The organism is Alkalibacillus filiformis (assembly GCF_030814115.1).
GTDB lineage: Bacteria > Bacillota > Bacilli > Bacillales > Alkalibacillaceae > Alkalibacillus > Alkalibacillus filiformis.
The window spans coordinates 202,814-219,832 of sequence record NZ_JAUSUP010000002.1; the positions used below are offsets into that span (position 1 = coordinate 202,814).

Here is a 17,019-nt window from a genome sequence, read left to right on the forward strand (position 1 = left end):
AACCTACTCCTGCTCCGGATTTCTAAGGTAATAACCGACCCCTCTTCTTGTTACAATCCAATTCGGATTACTAGGGTTTTCTTCGATCTTTTCACGCAGTCGACGGACTGTTACATCTACTGTACGAACATCTCCGTAATAATCATAACCCCATACGGTTTCTAGTAAATGTTCACGCGTCATCACTTGTCCTATATGCTTAGCTAAATAAAGTAATAATTCAAATTCGCGGTGAGTTAAATCCACAGGCTGACCACTACGCGTAACTGAGTAGTTTTCTCTGTTGATTTCCAATTCACCAATTTTTAAGTTGGGAATAGACGTCGTTGTGTCTTGATCTTCTGTACCACGTCTTCTTAAATTCGCTTTAACACGAGCAACTAATTCACGATTACTAAACGGTTTTGTCACGTAATCATCTGCTCCTAGCTCTAAACCGAGCACTTTGTCTATTTCTGAATCTTTTGCAGTCAACATAATAATTGGTATTTGATAGTCCTGGCGAATTTCGCGGCAAACTTCCATACCATCTTTCTCTGGTAACATAATATCTAACAAGATTAAGTCAGGCTCTTGTTGTTTTGTTAATTCAATTGCTTCTTTACCATCATAGGCACAAACAACATCATAACCTTCTTTTTCTAAATTGAACTTTAGTATATCTGCAATTGGCTCTTCGTCGTCTACAACAAGAATTGTATGTTTCATTGACTGACACCATCCTTATCTATTGTCTTATAATTATATTCTATCGCAACTTGATAAAATTGTCTTATTATAACAGTCATACATATCTATATATTATAAGATTCTATACTTATATAAGTATATCCCCCCTTAGACACAGATTATATGACAAAACCTCTAGCAGCATCGCTAGAGGTTTTTCTTATAAACTAACTTTTTATCGAATGTATGGTCCTGGGTTAACTGTTCGTCCATTTTTTTCAACTTCAAAGTGTAAGTGTACACCAGTGGATCTACCTGTTGAACCCATTTGACCAATCGTTGATCCTTGCTTTACAGTCTCGCCGACATTAACACCAATTGATGACAAGTGAGCATATAACGTACGGTACCCATTGTTGTGATCAATAATAACTCGATTACCATGTCCACCTGAATGATAGCCAGCTTCAACCACAACACCGTTATCTGCTGCTAAAATTGAGCGGTTACTAACACCTGCAATGTCAATTCCATCATGGTGAGAGCCCCATCTAGGTCCATATGTGCTCGTAATTGTACCACCTACAGCAGGCCATGCAAAGTCACCTGTTCCTCGTGATGAAATCACTTTTGTACCTTCTTTAATTATTTCATCTCGCGGTTCTTCAATTACTTCTTCTTCAACTAAATTACGTTCTAATTCTTCACCGTTATTCATTGTCACTTCGTAAGTTAATTCTTTCAAACCATCTGAACCAGATTGCTCAACTTCTGATTCTCCGCGGTATAGTGAATCAGTCTTTTCCGTAATTGTTTCATAGTCTATTGATTCTTCTTCAGTAATCGTTTCAGTATAAGCTACTTCAACTAAAGAACTTAACCCTGTAACGTTTAACTCGTCTCCAACTCTAATGATACTATCTTCTTCAACATCTGGATTAAGCTCAATTAACTCATCCACACTTAAATCATAATCACTGGCTACAGTACTCAAAGCCTCATTATCTTGGATTTCATGAATTTGTTGTGTCATTGTTCCACGTTCAATCATTTTAGCTAACTGATCTACATTTAACAATTTACTAGAATCAATTGCTACTTCAGAAAATGTAACATTTTCAGTGAAACCAACGTCTAATACAGTAGAACCATCACCTAGTTCAATTGTTTGTTGGTAGTATAATCCATCTTCTTCTTCTAACGTTGAATTGATATTGCCTGCTTGAAACATATTTTGTGGCAATAAATCCATTAACTCAGCAGAGTGAGCGATGCTCTCTTCTAATTCTTCTTCTAAAAGAGAGATTTCTTCATCAACACCATCAGGTAAATACTGAGTAATAACTTGGTTAACAGCTTGATTTGCTTCATCTAGGTTTTTAACGTAACCAATGACTTCATCGTTAGCTCTTAATTCAATTGCAGCTGCATCAAAAGTCAATGTATCTTCTAATGCATTTATTACTTCTTCGTTATCCGTTTTAGCTGAGAAAACAAATTCTTCAATGAACTCAACTTCTTGTGATGGAACTAATGTGACTCCATCACCTTCTTTTTCTTGTTCTTCCTCAGCCCACTCGTTAATATACTGTTTAACTTCCTCTTGATCAGCTACTGTTCCAATGAGTTCATCATCAACATATACGTGATAAACATTTGATAGGTGTTCACCGCTTGAGTCAGCATAAGCTGTTCCCAATAAAAGTGCAGCACCGACTATTGAAGTTATAGTTATTTTTTTAGCTATTGAATTTTTGAGTTTATCTTTAGTTTTATTGACGCTACTTGTTATTAACTCTTTCAAGTCTGACAACCTCTTTTCCCCCAAATTCGACTCTATCTTTTTATCTTTTTATTTATTTACAAGTCTACTTATCTTCTATTTTCTCACAACTTATAATCTATCATACTCGTATAACAAAAATGAACCTATTTTACTAATTTGTAATCAAATTGTATAGAAGTTAGTAAAAATTTGAAAATATTATAGTCTAATTGTAACTAAAAGTGTAATTATACACTTTTTCGACTTCATATTATGACAAAGGTTTAAATATCGAAGGTTCTATTTCAAATGTGGTGGTGGTGGTGTAAAAATTTAAACCATTCACTTATTACCCTTTTAACGTATAGGCTTTGGACAAAAACGACTGTCGGCTCATAAATCTCTCGTATAACTTCTTTGTGTGCTTTTATATCGCTACATCAAAATGCTTCGCTTTCCGCGGGCACGGCTCGAGCCTCCTCGGCCCAAAGAACGGGGCCTGTGGGGTCTCGAGACTCGTGCTGTTCCCGCTGGAGTCTACGCATTTTGATTCCGCTTAGTACTGCTCACCTAACACACAAGTGGCTATATGTTCTTGTTTTAAATACTTTTGTCCTTTGCCTTTTTTGTTCTGTTTTAGATGTATTATTTTAAAGATTGTAGCACCAATTGGTGCTATAAAATCTTTCGACGCAACCTTTCAAATGATTTAATGGACACCACCACATTTAGTATAGAGCCAGTATCGAAAGGTGTTTTAAACATAAAAAAATACACAGTGTTTAAACTGTGTGAATAAATGGTGGCTCGGGACGGAATCGAACCGCCGACACACGGATTTTCAGTCCGTTGCTCTACCGACTGAGCTACCGAGCCGTAATTAGTATTAAATTTTTATGTGTGGTTCACGCATACTTGTATTCGTTCTTCTGTGCTCACAGACTTGGGTATTTTCAATGATGTCTGCTTGTTCGCAAAGCTTCGCCTAAAACAGTCTTACATAAATGGTATAACCAACTTACATGTAATTATGTATATGATGGCGGTCCGGACGGGACTCGAACCCGCGACCTCCTGCGTGACAGGCAGGCATTCTAACCAACTGAACTACCGGACCAATTGGCGACGAATTTAATATTACCATAGTATTTTTATGTTTGACAAGCTATTTTATAAATTTATTACGTTTTAGTTTCACAACTATTAGACAATTTAAAAGCCAGAGCCTCAGTACTAGTGGCTCTAGCTTTTGTTTAGACTAATATATTGAATTTCTTACGACAGTTTGTTCACGGTCTGGTCCTACTGAAAATATAGCTACTTGGACACCTGTTAAAGATTCGATACGCTTGATGTATTGTTGTGCTTCCTGTGGTAATTCACCAAACGTATTGACGCTCGTTAAGTCTTGATCCCAACCTGATAACGTCTCATAAACTGGCGTGCACTTTGTCAGTTCTTTCTGACTAGCAGGATAACCTTTAATTAGCTCTCCGTCACGTTCATAACCAACACATATTTTCAATTCTTTTATACCTGTTAGTACGTCTAGTGAGTTTAATGAAATGTCTGTAATACCACTCGTTCTTCTTGCATGATTAATGACTACAGCATCAAACCAACCGACTCTTCTCGGGCGTCCAGTTGTTGTACCATATTCTCTACCAACTTCACGAATTTGGTCGCCAATGTCATCATGAAGTTCAGTCGGGAATGGGCCATCACCGACGCGTGTTGTATAAGCTTTTGATACACCAATGACGCGGTCAACTTTGTTCGGGCCAATTCCGCTTCCTGTTGCAACACCTGCTGCTGAAGTGCTTGATGAAGTCACGTAAGGATATGTACCATGATCAATATCGAGCATGACACCTTGCGCTCCTTCAAATAAGATGTGACGTCCTTCTATTAACGCTTCATCTAACATAACGGAAGTATCAACAACGTACGACTTTAACACTTCACCATACTGTTTATACGTTTCATAGATCTCTTCTGCATTAAGTTTTGGTGCATTATAAATCTTTTCTAACACTTCGTTTGTTTGCTCTACTTGTGTGTGCACGAGTTCATATAAAGAGTCAGGGTCAATTAGATCAGCAAAACGGACACCTGAACGGTTTACTTTATCGCTATAAGCTGGTCCGATCCCTTTTTTCGTCGTGCCTATTTGCTTCTCTTCGCCTTTACTTTCTTCTTGTAACCGATCCAACTCAATATGGTAAGGCATAATAACATGAGCTCTGTTACTAATTTTTAAATGGTCTAAAGTTAAACCAAACCCTTTTAAGTAATCCATTTCCTTAATAAGTGACTGTGGATTAATAACCATTCCATTGCCTAAAAGACAAGTTTTATTAGAATTAAACACACCAGATGGAATCAGGTGTAATTTATATGTATCACCATTAAATTTAATTGTATGTCCAGCATTGTCTCCACCTTGGTAACGTGCAATGACATCTGCTTTTTGTGCTAGAAAATCTGTAATTTTCCCTTTACCTTCATCGCCCCACTGTGTACCGACTACGATGGCTGTTGTCATAAACAGGACCTCCTAATAATTCAGAATATCATTAAGTACAAAATAATATTAACAGTTTATATAGCTTTTTTCAATTTAAATCCGAATTAATTTATATAAATTTAGTATATTGTACGGTTTTTTGTTGTGGCTGAATTAAAAAATCGCTAGGTATTACCCTAGCGATCCGTTTAAGCAGGTGGGATATCAGCGTCATCGTAACGCCGGTCTAAATCCACGAACTTATTATATTCTTTAACAAAGGCTAGTTCTACAGTGCCGATTGGGCCATTACGCTGCTTTGCGATCAAAATCTCAATTATATTTTCCTTTTCACTATCTTCTTCATAATAGTCATCACGATATAAGAAACCAACAATATCTGCGTCCTGCTCAATACTCCCTGATTCACGCAAGTCAGACATCATTGGGCGCTTATCTTGTCTTTGTTCTACGCCACGTGATAACTGCGATAGTGCAATGACTGGTACTTCAAGTTCACGTGCTAATGCTTTAAGTGACCTTGAAATCTCAGAAACTTCTTGCTGACGACTTTCACTACTGCCTGAGCCTTGAAGAAGCTGTAAGTAGTCAATCATAATCATGCCTAAGCCTGATTCTTGTTTTAACCGGCGACATTTAGAGCGGACCTCATTAATTTTTACCCCTGGTGTATCATCAATGAAGATACCCGCATTAGATAAACTACCCATTGCCATTGTTAGTTTACTCCAGTCCTCTTCTTCCAATCGACCAGTACGCAAACGTTGTGCATCAATATTACCTTCAGCACATAACATACGGCTAACTAATTGTTCAGCACCCATCTCTAAACTAAATAAAGCGACATTCTCATCTGAATGAATCGCTACATTTTGTGCAATGTTTAAAGCAAATGCTGTCTTACCAACTGAGGGTCTTGCTGCAATTATTATTAAATCATTCTTTTGAAAACCTGATGTGATTTGATCTAAATCTCTAAACCCTGTTGCTGTACCAGTGACTTCTTCATCATGGTGATGGAGTTGTTCAATATTGTCATAAACATTAATTAAAACATCTTTAATATTACGGAACTTACCTGATGATTTATCTTGTGAAATATCTAAAATAGTTTTCTCTGAGTAATCTAGTAACTCAGTGACTTCTTCATTTTCTTCAAAGGTTTTAGTAACAATTCCTGTCGCCGCTGAGATAATCTTTCTTAATGTTGATTTTTCTTCAACGATTTTGACGTAATAATCAATATTGGCTGCTGTTGGAACAGAGTGAGCGATATCAGTTAAGTATGACACCCCTCCAACATCATTTAATAGCTCTGCATCAGTAAGAGCGGTCGTGACTGTAACTAAGTCAATCGGCTCTCCTTTATCCGTCAGCTTTAACATAATCTCGAAAATTCTTTTATGACTAATTCGATAAAAATCTTCTGAAGATAATGTTTCACTTGCTGAAACAACTGCATCTGGTTCTAAAAATATAGCTCCCAAAACCGCTTGTTCCGCTTCTATATTATGAGGTGGGGTGCGATCATGCGTCATATTTTCTGCCACAATAGTTCCTCCCTTAAACCGGAGTTCATCTTACATTATTTTTCTTGCACGTGTACTTTTACAGTAGCTGTTACTTTTGGGTGTAATTTTACTGGTACATTTGTGTAACCTAACGTTCTAATTGGATCATCTAGTTCAATTTTTCTTTTATCAATCTTAATGTTGTGTGATCCTTTTAACTCGTCAGAAATATGCTTACTCGTTACAGATCCAAATAAACGACCTGAATCACCTGATTTTGCCGTAAGCTCGACTGTTAGGCCTTCAATTGTTTCTTTAAGCTGTTTAGCTTCATCTAATTCTTGTTGTTCTTTTTCTTGCTGTTTCTTCTGCTGTCCTTCTAATTGCTTTAAATTACCTTTATTCGCTTCAACTGCTAAGTTGTGCTTGAATAAATAGTTACGAGCATAACCTTCATTTACGTCTTTAACTTCGCCTTTTTTACCTTTACCTTTAACGTCACTAGTAAAAATTACTTTCATGATGATTCTCCCCCTTGTAAATATTCGTCAATAATCTCGCGTAACTGCTCTTCTACTTGCTCAATCGTCGTATCTTCAAGTTGTGTTGCAGCATTCGTTAAATGACCACCGCCATTCATCTTTTCCATAATGACTTGCACATTAATGTCACCTAATGACCTCGAACTGACACCTACTCGCCCATCTTTACGTTCAGAAATAACAAATGAAGCTTGAACGCCATCCATTGTTAGCAATGTATCAGCGGCTTGTGCAATGATAATCGGGCCATAATTTTCACCTGAGTTTCCTTTAGCAATCGCAACACCTTCTTTATAAACCGTTGCGTTTTTAATTAACTCACTTCTTTTAATATAAACATCTAAATCTTCTTTTAGTAACTTTTGAACAAAGACTGTATCGGCACCTTTAGAGCGTAAGTAAGAAGCCGCATCAAACGTTCTTGACCCTGTTCTTAACGTAAAGGATTTCGTATCGACAATAATCCCTGCTAATAAGGCAGAAGATTCAAGCGTTGATAACTTAACACGACCGTCTTGATATTGTAGAAGCTCTGTAACAAGTTCAGCCGTTGAAGAAGCATATGGCTCCATATAAACTAATGTTGGATCCTCAATAAACTCCTCAGCTCTTCTATGGTGATCAATAACAACAACATGCTCTGTACGGCTGAGTAACTTCTCTTCCATTACCATTGAAGGTTTGTGCGTATCAACAACTACGACTAACGTGTTCTTCGATACAATATCTAACGATTGTTCAGGTGTAATAAACCAATCCGCTAATGACTCATCTTCCTCAATTTCATCCATTAACTTTTGAACACCTGTGTTAACACCATCAGGGTCGAAAACAATAAAACCATCTTTATTGTTTTGTTGAACCATTTTAAGAATGCCTACAGACGAGCCAATTGAATCCATATCAGGCATTTGGTGCCCCATAATGATGACTTTTTCACTTTCATTTACTAACTCTCGTAATGCATGGGAAATTACTCTAGCACGGACACGCGTCCTTTTCTCCATTGGATTTGTCTTACCACCGAAGAATTTCACTTTTCCGTGTTCGTTTTTTATTGCTACTTGGTCACCACCGCGACCTAGCGCTAAATCCAGACTAGACTGTGCCATCTCACCTAATTCAGGTAAACTTGAAGCGCCACGCCCAATTCCAATACTTAATGTAAGGGGTACATTTTGATCTGAAATTAACTCTCTTACTTCATCCAATATTTCAAACTTAGTTGCTTCTAATTGCTCTAATATTTCTCGATTCATAACAGCTATAAACCGCTCTTGTGAAGTACGTTTTAAATAAAAACCATAGTCACTTGACCAATTATTTAAAATAGATGTTACTTGTGAGTTCATATGACTTTTAGATGTGTCATCCATCGCCTGTGTTAATTCTTCATAGTTATCTAAATATATGATAGAAAGAATTGTTTCTTCATTATGGTATTTCGTTTCTAAATCCGAGTAAGTTGTACGGTCAAAAAAGTATAATAACTTCTCTTCGCGTTTTACAGTGACTTGATAAACCTTCTCGTCGATATTAACCCAAAATTCGTCCTCGGCATCTTTAATTGAAGAGATGATATCTTCGGATAAAGTGGTTAAATTTTCGCCAATTAACGTTTCATCTTGTCCTTGGAAATCATTCATATACGGGTTTGCCCACTCGATTTGGTATTCATCATTAAACAATATAATACCAAAAGGCATCTCTAATAGAGCCTCTTCTCCTACCTTTTTGACACGATAAGATAATGTAGAAATATATTGTTCTGTTTTCTTCCTTAAACGGTCCTCTGTTTTTAACCCTAAAAAGATAATAAGACCAAGAACAATGGATAGAAACAAACCAATCATCCACTGATAATAAATAACAATTAACGTTAAAATGCCTGCTAAGATATATAGCAACCAAATATTTTTATTTACGATCAAGCTTTTAACATCATTCATTCTAACGTCATCTCCCTAAAAACAGACATGCTCTCCGATTATTGACTTCCGTTAAGACGTTCCCTTAAACGGAATCCTAAATCAATTATACCTAAAATCCTTAACGGATAAATCAGTAGAAACGGAAATAAAACAAATAAAATAACTGTAAAGATCGGAATCGCTTTAGACCAACTTTTATAATGTGTAAAGAAAAACACAAAAGATAATCCTTGTATGACTAACAATAGCCCAGGTAATGCATATAAATTCGCAGCAGCTAAATACATGGTTTCAGTTGGATCTGTATAAATCCAAGTTAAGATGATCCCTAATAAAAAGATCCAAATAATTGATGTTGGTAACTTAAAGTCTCTAAAAGGTGGGAACCTTAAACCTTCACCATCAAATCGATTAATAAATTTATAGCTTAACCACTGTGAAATAAAAGCTAAAGCTAATCCAATCAATACCATGCCTGTCGGTATTAAGTAGGTCAGTTCACTTAAACTTTGCTGTAATGCTTCATACTCTTCTTGACTAATAGGAGTACCAACTTGCTCAGCAAAAGCAACCGTTGACTCAAGAGATTCTTCTATTAGAGCATTTAATTCATGTACCCAATTTACGTCAAACACAAATTGGGTAATAGCATAAACTACAGCCATCCCTATAGCAAAGCTAAACGTCCCTTGCGCCCATGTTTCATAAGCATCTTTTTTACTATAAATAGCAGCCCCAATCGCAAGGCCTCCTAAGCCCATAACAAACACAATTGGTAATGAATATATTGAAAGTATTAAAATGCTGATCAAACTAATGATTAGAAACAGTATTGCTACAGGTTTAAAACCAAACCTACTACCAAACACAATGAGTGGAATTGGTAATAAAAAGATGGTAACAAGGCTAATAATTGGTACAAAAAATGTTGCGATCATAAGTAATATAAAAACAGCACCAGCTATTACACCATGTTTAATTATATTTCGGTCTTCCATTGCTTGCACCTCTACTTCATGTTCATTACTATTTTATCAATTTTATCAGTAATATGTAAAAATAAACTATTACCAACCCATCGTATTTATGTGAATTCATTAAACTATTAACTTATGTATCATTATACACTTAAATATAAAGAAAATGGTGTTGTAAATACCAGATTTACAACACCATTGTTATATTATTCGCCGCTAACATATGGTAATAAAGCCATTTGTCTTGCGCGCTTAATTGCAACTGTTAATTTACGTTGATACTTTGCAGACGTTCCAGTTACACGACGAGGTAAAATTTTACCACGCTCAGAAATGAAACGGTTTAGAAGATCAACATCTTTATAGTCGATGTGTGTAATGTTATTTGCTTTGAAATAACAAACCTTACGACGCTTACGTCCACGACGTGCCATAGGTCAAAACCTCCCTTTTTATGCTTTTAAAATGGTAAATCATCATCCGATAAGTCGACTGGTTCACCACTATCTTCGAATGGATTCTCACTTTTCGGCTTTGTATCCTGCTGTTGTGGTTGGAATCCACTTTGGTTTGTTTGTTGTGATTGGTTTGATGTGCGGCCTGGTTGTCCACCCTGATTGGAGTTTTTCGACTCAAGAAATTGCACGCTATCAGCAACTACTTCTGTCATAAAGACACGCTTACCATCTTGACCTTCGAAGTTCCTTGTTTGAATGCGACCGTCAACGCCGATCATACTACCTTTACCCATATAATTGGCTAAGTTTTCTGCTGGTCGTCTCCAGATCACACAGTTAATAAAGTCTGCTTCGCGTTCACCTTGTTGGTTAGAAAAAGGTCTGTTGACGGCAATTGTAAAATTGGCAACTGCTACTCCATTAGGTGTATAACGTAGTTCAGGATCTTTCGTTAACCTACCAACTAATACTACACGATTTAACACATCAAACACTCCTTATTGGTCGTTACGAATAGCCATATGACGAATAACATCGTCAGTAAACTTCGCTTTGCGGTCAAATTCATTGATTGCGTTTGCATCGCCATCGAAGTTAACAACTACATAGTAACCATCACGGTAATCGTTAATTTCATAAGCTAAACGACGCATACCTTTTTCATCTACATTTTCGATCTCCGCACCATGATCCGTTAGTACTTGGTTGAAGCGCTCAACAACTTCTTTGCGAGCTTCCTCCTCAACGTCTGGGCGGATGATGTACATGATTTCATATTTATTCATCCGTCTTCACCTCCTCTTGGACTTAGCGGCCCTTAATTCTAAAGGGCAAGGAGTAATTTATATGTTAATTACTCACATCATAAGATTATAACAAAAAGATTTAATACTTACAACAATAAACTAAGACCCTTTTTATACGTTAAACCTAAAGTGAATTACATCGCCGTCTTTTACAAGATATTCTTTACCTTCTAAGCGTACTTTACCTTGATCTTTTGCAGCTGATTCTGACCCTGCATTTACTAGATCATCGTAAGATACAGTCTCTGCTCGAATAAATCCTCTTTCAAAGTCAGAGTGAATAACACCCGCCGCCTGTGGTGCAGTCATTCCTTTTTTAAACGTCCAGGCACGCACTTCTTTTTCACCTGCTGTGAAATATGTTGCTAAACCAAGCATGTCATATGAAGTCTTAATTAATTGATCTAACCCTGACTCCTCAATGCCTAACTCATCAAGAAACTCTTGCTTCTCCTCACCTTGAAGCTCAGCAATTTCTGATTCGACTTTTGCACAAACAACAATAACACTTGCTCCTTCGTTTGCTGCATACTCTTTTACTTGTTGTACTTTTGCATTATTTTCTACATCTAATAATTCATCTTCACCAACATTAGCTACGTACAAGATTGGCTTACTCGTTAATAAATGAAGGGATTTTACATACTTCATTTGTTCCTTCGTAAATTCTACGGAACGAGCAGGTTGTTCTGCCTCTAATGCATCTTTCAACTTTTCTAATACTTCAAATTCATAAGTTGCATCTTTGTCTTTTTGCTTTGCCATCTTTTCTACTTTTGGATAGCGTTTCATCACTGTCTCTAGATCGGCTAAGATTAGTTCCAAGTTAATTGTTTCAATATCACTAATTGGATCTACACGGCCCGATACGTGTGTAATATCGTCGTCAGAAAAACAACGGACAACGTGACAAATCGCATCAACTTGTCTAATATGTGATAAAAATTGGTTACCTAGACCTTCACCTTTACTAGCTCCTTCAACAATACCTGCAATATCTGTGAACTCAAAAGATGTCGGAATCGTTTTTTGAGGTTTTACTAGCTCTGTTAATTTATGCAATCGGTGATCAGGTACCTCTACGATACCTACGTTCGGGTCAATCGTTGCGAAAGGGTAGTTAGCTGACAACGCCCCTGCTTGTGTAATTGCATTAAATAACGTCGATTTCCCCACGTTAGGCAAACCAACAATACCTGCTGTTAATGACATGTAACACTCCACTCCTTCAATTTTCCGTTCCCAATAATAAATCAAGATTAGTCATACCAATTATAGTGATTAAATTAGAAAAAAACAAGTTCAAAGAAAATCAAAAAAACAAAGGCAAAATCGCCTTTGTTATCAATTATCTTGCCTTATTTTAATTATTTTAAAAATAATGCCAAATGTTTCACGTGAAACATTTTAATTTTCTTCATTTTTTATCACTTTTTTTACACTTTTATTAAACTTCCGCCTCGGAATGAGAATGCTATGGTGACATCCTTGGCATTTAATTCTTATGTCAGCCCCCATACGAATAATTTGCCACTCATTAGAACCACATGGATGTTCTTTCTTCATTTGAACGTAATCATTTAATTCATAACTCTGTTGCTCCACCTTCACTACCTCCTACTTCTATGTAGTTAGTACATATAGTTTATCAAATTTTAAAAGCTTCTGCTCGTTTAATTATAGGATATAATAAAATCATGGCTAGTACATATAGATTAATCACACCATATAAGGGATATAAATAACTGACTAATGTTGAGAATCCCACAAAAGTGAACGGTAATGCAATCCCTATAATAATTAGACCTAATTTCCCTTTACTATACTTAATCATATCTTCAATTCTTGCAATTAATCCAAACAAACTTGTAAGAGCTGTCGTATATATAGCAAATATTAATAAACCAGCCATGATTAGAAATAGCTCGATCGGATATCCATAAAGTATTGCAAATAACGGAATTTCGTAAAAATATAGCTGATCAGCAACGTGAATTAAACTGATATTATATAAATATGATATAACACCTAATATTACACCACTTCCGATACTCGCTACATATATTTCTTTTTTGCTCCCGATCTCTTTTCCGATAGCACCTAATACTGCTACTAAGGGTAAAACATTTAAAGATGTAAACGGGATTGAGGCAACCCAATTGGACTGCTCCCCTATTTGATAAATAAAAGGGACATGCTTTTGATAAACAAAATATAACAATACAGTAAACAAGGTAATAATCATGACTGGTAGTAATATTCGATTAATCGATAATATGCCATCCATCCCCCTTGGAATGATGACTAACAACCCTAAAACCATTAACAAAACACCCGCATAAAACGGTAAGTTAAACATTGATACTGCTGCTCCACTGCCAGAAATCATAACAAACAAAGTCGTAAATAAATACAGTAAAATACACCAATCATATATTTTAGCTGCCCTTTCACCTAAAAACAGCTTTAATAATGGCATATAGTGTTTCGTTTTCAACTCATAGCTAATCGTTAATACGACATGACAACTAATAATAAATAATATAGTAAAAATTAAAATTGCTAAACTACTTTCATGACCAAAAAACTCCCAAATCTCTCTTCCTGATGCGTATCCTGCGCCGACCATCGTAGCAATTATTAAACCGATCCAACGAAATCCTCTTATCATTACTTATCCTCCAGTGGGTACGAAGTATAAAAAGATAGGCTTATCCATATACTATTAAAAAGTATGTTTAAGGAGATTAATCTATGTCTAAATTAATTGAGGATCGGACAAGTTCTTTTCATTGTGATGAGAAACTAGTAAGTTGGAAGATGGCTAACATACTAGAGGACATGCTACCGACAGAAGCTCATGAGGTTATTTTGTTGTTCATAGGTACAGATCGTTCAACTGGTGATAGCTTAGGGCCATTAACGGGAACTATTTTAAGTTCAAAACCAATAAACCATTTAAAAGTTTACGGAACTTTAAAAGACCCCGTTCATGCTAGAAATTTAGATTCATATATAGAATACATTAACACTGAATATACTCAGCCTTTTATTATTGCGATTGATGCAGCATTAGGTCAAAGTAATCAAGTTAAAACGCTTAAAATCAGTAATGGTGGGTTAGAGCCTGGCGCAGCCTTCAACAAGCAACTGCCTAGTATAGGTGACATAAATATAAAAGGGTTTGTGAACACAGGGGGATTCTTACAACTCGCAGTCCTTCAAAGTACAAGATTGTATGACATTATGGAGATGGCTGAAACGTTAGCTCAATCATTCACATTGCTAGACTTAAGGTTAAGTAAAAACACAGAAAAAGGCAGGCCCATTTAACCTGCCTTGACACTTTAATATTAAAACCAATTTCCGATTTGAATGTAAAAGTATAGTACAACTCCTACAGTAATTAAGCTTGGTAGTAAGTTAGCTACTCTAATCTGTGTAATCTTTAATAAGTTGAGGCCAATCGCCACAATTAACAGTCCACCTGTTGCTGTCATATCTTCAATAAATAACTCTAATAAATATTCCGGAACAAAACGGTCAATTTGGGTAGCAAATAACGCAATACTTCCTTGATACAAGACAACTGGTATCGCTGAGAAGATTACTCCAATCCCTAAAGTAGTAGTCAATACTAGCGCGACAAAACCGTCAATCAACGCTTTTGTAAACAAAATTTCATGGTCTCCTCTTAAACCGCTATCTAACGCGCCTACAACAGCCATCGCTCCGATCACAAATATTAAGGAAGCTGTCACAAATCCTTCTGCTATATTAGACTCTTCTTTATTTCCTTTAAATTTAACTTCAATATATGCGCCAAGACGATTTAACTTTTCATCAAGGTCAAACAACTCACCTATAATGGCACCAGTTAATAAACTGAGCAAAATGACGATAATTCGGTCTGATGCAAACCCCATCGAAAGACCAATAAGGATCACCGTCAGTCCTATTCCGCTCATAACGGTTTCTTTAAACCGCTCTGGAATTCGATTAAAAAACAGGCCAAACAATGTACCGATTAATATTCCTATTCCATTTACAATCGGACCTAGAAGTTCGATTTTAACCACCACACTTTTTAAATAAGTAAAATGTTTCACGTGAAACATTTATGAAAAAAGTCTATCCTCTCAATAAGGATAGACATCAATTTATTCTTTCGTATACATAAGTAATTCAATGATTCGATCTAGATCTTCTTGATCAATATATTCTATTTCGATCTTTCCTTTTTGCTTACCTTGTTGAATACTTACACCAGTGCCTAACTTTTCTCGTAACTCATTTTCCTTTGATGTAATGAACACATCTTTTTTTGTTGTTTTCGCTTTTTTCTTAGGTTTGTTACTAAGCTTTGTAATAAGTTCTTCAGTTTGTCTTACATTCAAGCCTTCTTTTCGAATCTTTTCAGCAACTAGAAACAGTTGATCTTCATCCTTAATCGATAATAACGCTCGAGCGTGCCCCATTGATAATTCTTTGCTATTTACCATAGCGCGAACTCTTTCTGGTAATGAAAGTAAACGAACCATATTCGCTATATGAGGACGACTTTTACCTAGACGCTTAGCTAGTTCATCTTGTTTAATTTTTAGTTCATTAATTAACCTGTCATAAGCTTCAGCCTCTTCAATCGGGCTTAAGTCCTCGCGCTGTAAGTTCTCTAAAAGCGCTAGCTCCATCATTTGTTCTTCTGATAGTTCCCTTACAACAGCTGGTATAGTCGTATAGCCAGCTTCTTTAGATGCACGGAAACGTCTTTCACCTACGACAATTTCATAGCCTTTAATTGCTTTACGAACGATAATCGGTTGTAATACTCCGTGTTCAACAATTGAATCTTTTAGTTCTTCTATTGCTTCAGCATCAAATACTTTACGTGGCTGATATGGATTCGGTCGACAGTCTTTCAGCTCAACTTCCTGCACTGATTCTTCATAGTAATCCACTTCTTGAAAGATTGTGTTTAAACCTTTACCCAACCCTTTGGCCATTCGCCATCACTTCCTTCGCTAGATCGCTATATACTTCCGCGCCTTTAGACTTTGAATCATACTGTATAATAGGCTCTCCATGACTTGGTGCTTCTCCTAAGCGAACGTTTCTTGGGATGACTGAATTGAACACCTTATCTTGAAAGTATTTTTTAACCTCTTCAATAACTTGAATCCCTAAATTCGTTCTAGCATCAAACATCGTTAGCAATACACCTTCGATTTGAAGACTTTGGTTTAAACGACGTTGGACTAATCTAACGGAATTCAACAATTGGCTCAAACCTTCCAATGCATAATATTCACATTGTACAGGAATCACAACGCTATCTGCAGCGGTTAATGCGTTTAATGTTAAAAGCCCTAAAGATGGTGGGCAATCAATAATTATATAATCGTAATCATATCTAACGCTTTCTAATGCTTTTCTTAAACGAAGTTCTCTTGAAATGGTCGGTACCAATTCGATTTCTGAACCCGCCAACTGTATTGTTGCAGGAATAGCGTCTAAATTAGGTACTTTAGAAGGAACGCAAACGGATTTGGCGTCCTCTTCCTCAATTAATATGTCATAAATACATGATTCCATATCCCCTTTGTTAATGCCTACTCCACTTGTGGCATTTCCTTGAGGGTCTATATCAATAAGTAATACTTTATTATTTAAATTAGCTAAACAAGCGCTCAGATTGACTGCTGTCGTTGTTTTTCCTACGCCACCTTTTTGGTTTGCGATGGCAATGACTTTCCCCATAATGTCACCTGCCCTAAATATTTTATCAATATCTATTATTCTATCATGAAATCGAATTTTGTTATATGTAATATGC

17 protein-coding genes and 2 tRNA genes are annotated in these 17,019 nt (G+C 36.3%); 1 reads left to right on the forward strand and 18 read right to left on the reverse strand.

What is annotated here, in order from left to right; genetic code table 11:
* Positions 1-3: 3 nt before the first annotated feature.
* The 15 genes from yycF to J2R98_RS06640 form a co-directional block, all read right to left on the reverse strand.
* Positions 4-708: a response regulator YycF gene (gene yycF, locus J2R98_RS06570; protein ID WP_307067312.1), complete on the reverse strand. Its 705-nt coding sequence runs from the start codon at positions 706-708 to the stop codon at positions 4-6.
* A gap of 196 nt (positions 709-904) precedes the next feature.
* Complete coding sequence (locus J2R98_RS06575; protein WP_307067313.1) at positions 905-2,482, reverse strand: M23 family metallopeptidase; 1,578 nt, start codon at positions 2,480-2,482, stop codon at positions 905-907.
* Between the two features lie 752 nt (positions 2,483-3,234).
* Positions 3,235-3,310: transfer RNA gene (locus tag J2R98_RS06580), tRNA-Phe, on the reverse strand.
* Positions 3,311-3,474: 164 nt separating this feature from the next.
* Positions 3,475-3,551: transfer RNA gene (locus J2R98_RS06585), tRNA-Asp, on the reverse strand.
* Positions 3,552-3,692: 141 nt separating this feature from the next.
* A complete protein-coding gene (locus J2R98_RS06590) occupies positions 3,693-4,979 on the reverse strand; it encodes an adenylosuccinate synthase (RefSeq protein WP_307067315.1) in 1,287 nt (428 codons plus the stop codon).
* A 170-nt stretch (positions 4,980-5,149) separates the two neighbouring features.
* Complete coding sequence (dnaB, locus tag J2R98_RS06595) at positions 5,150-6,499, reverse strand: replicative DNA helicase (protein WP_307067403.1); 1,350 nt, start codon at positions 6,497-6,499, stop codon at positions 5,150-5,152.
* Between the two features lie 47 nt (positions 6,500-6,546).
* Complete coding sequence (gene rplI, locus J2R98_RS06600) at positions 6,547-6,993, reverse strand: 50S ribosomal protein L9 (RefSeq protein ID WP_307067317.1); 447 nt, start codon at positions 6,991-6,993, stop codon at positions 6,547-6,549.
* Complete coding sequence (locus J2R98_RS06605; protein ID WP_307067319.1) at positions 6,990-8,963, reverse strand: DHH family phosphoesterase; 1,974 nt, start codon at positions 8,961-8,963, stop codon at positions 6,990-6,992. The genes rplI and J2R98_RS06605 overlap by 4 nt, the downstream gene beginning before the upstream one ends.
* A gap of 38 nt (positions 8,964-9,001) precedes the next feature.
* Positions 9,002-9,943, reverse strand: coding sequence for a YybS family protein (locus tag J2R98_RS06610; protein WP_307067321.1), 942 nt, complete (start codon positions 9,941-9,943; stop codon positions 9,002-9,004).
* 185 nt (positions 9,944-10,128) lie between these two features.
* Positions 10,129-10,356 (reverse strand): 30S ribosomal protein S18, encoded by a 228-nt coding sequence (rpsR, locus tag J2R98_RS06615; protein WP_307067324.1) that lies wholly within the window; start codon positions 10,354-10,356, stop codon positions 10,129-10,131.
* Between the two features lie 26 nt (positions 10,357-10,382).
* The gene (ssb, locus tag J2R98_RS06620) at positions 10,383-10,865 is read right to left on the reverse strand and encodes a single-stranded DNA-binding protein (protein WP_307067326.1); all 483 of its coding nucleotides are present in this window, start codon (positions 10,863-10,865) and stop codon (positions 10,383-10,385) included.
* A 12-nt stretch (positions 10,866-10,877) separates the two neighbouring features.
* Entirely contained in the window at positions 10,878-11,165 is a 288-nt protein-coding gene (rpsF, locus tag J2R98_RS06625; RefSeq protein WP_307067328.1) for a 30S ribosomal protein S6, read from the reverse strand.
* Positions 11,166-11,297: 132 nt separating this feature from the next.
* The gene (ychF, locus tag J2R98_RS06630; RefSeq protein ID WP_307067330.1) at positions 11,298-12,398 is read right to left on the reverse strand and encodes a redox-regulated ATPase YchF; all 1,101 of its coding nucleotides are present in this window, start codon (positions 12,396-12,398) and stop codon (positions 11,298-11,300) included.
* Between the two features lie 195 nt (positions 12,399-12,593).
* On the reverse strand, positions 12,594-12,791 hold the full coding sequence (locus J2R98_RS06635) for a DUF951 domain-containing protein (RefSeq protein WP_307067333.1): 198 nt from the start codon (positions 12,789-12,791) through the stop codon (positions 12,594-12,596).
* A 43-nt stretch (positions 12,792-12,834) separates the two neighbouring features.
* The gene (locus J2R98_RS06640; RefSeq protein ID WP_307067335.1) at positions 12,835-13,857 is read right to left on the reverse strand and encodes a YkvI family membrane protein; all 1,023 of its coding nucleotides are present in this window, start codon (positions 13,855-13,857) and stop codon (positions 12,835-12,837) included.
* Positions 13,858-13,940: 83 nt separating this feature from the next.
* Here J2R98_RS06640 and yyaC point away from each other — a divergent pair, with 83 nt between their 5' ends.
* On the forward strand, positions 13,941-14,519 hold the full coding sequence (yyaC, locus tag J2R98_RS06645) for a spore protease YyaC (protein ID WP_307067337.1): 579 nt from the start codon (positions 13,941-13,943) through the stop codon (positions 14,517-14,519).
* A gap of 20 nt (positions 14,520-14,539) precedes the next feature.
* Here the strand turns inward: yyaC and J2R98_RS06650 are convergent, their stop codons facing one another.
* From J2R98_RS06650 to J2R98_RS06660, 3 genes are all read right to left on the reverse strand, one after another.
* On the reverse strand, positions 14,540-15,256 hold the full coding sequence (locus tag J2R98_RS06650; protein WP_307067405.1) for a DUF554 domain-containing protein: 717 nt from the start codon (positions 15,254-15,256) through the stop codon (positions 14,540-14,542).
* A gap of 90 nt (positions 15,257-15,346) precedes the next feature.
* Positions 15,347-16,189, reverse strand: a complete 843-nt coding sequence (locus J2R98_RS06655) for a ParB/RepB/Spo0J family partition protein (protein WP_307067338.1) — start codon at positions 16,187-16,189, stop codon at positions 15,347-15,349.
* Positions 16,170-16,943, reverse strand: a complete 774-nt coding sequence (locus J2R98_RS06660) for a ParA family protein (RefSeq protein WP_017185411.1) — start codon at positions 16,941-16,943, stop codon at positions 16,170-16,172. Before J2R98_RS06660 ends, J2R98_RS06655 begins: the two co-directional genes overlap by 20 nt.
* Between the last annotated feature and the right edge of the window lie 76 nt (positions 16,944-17,019).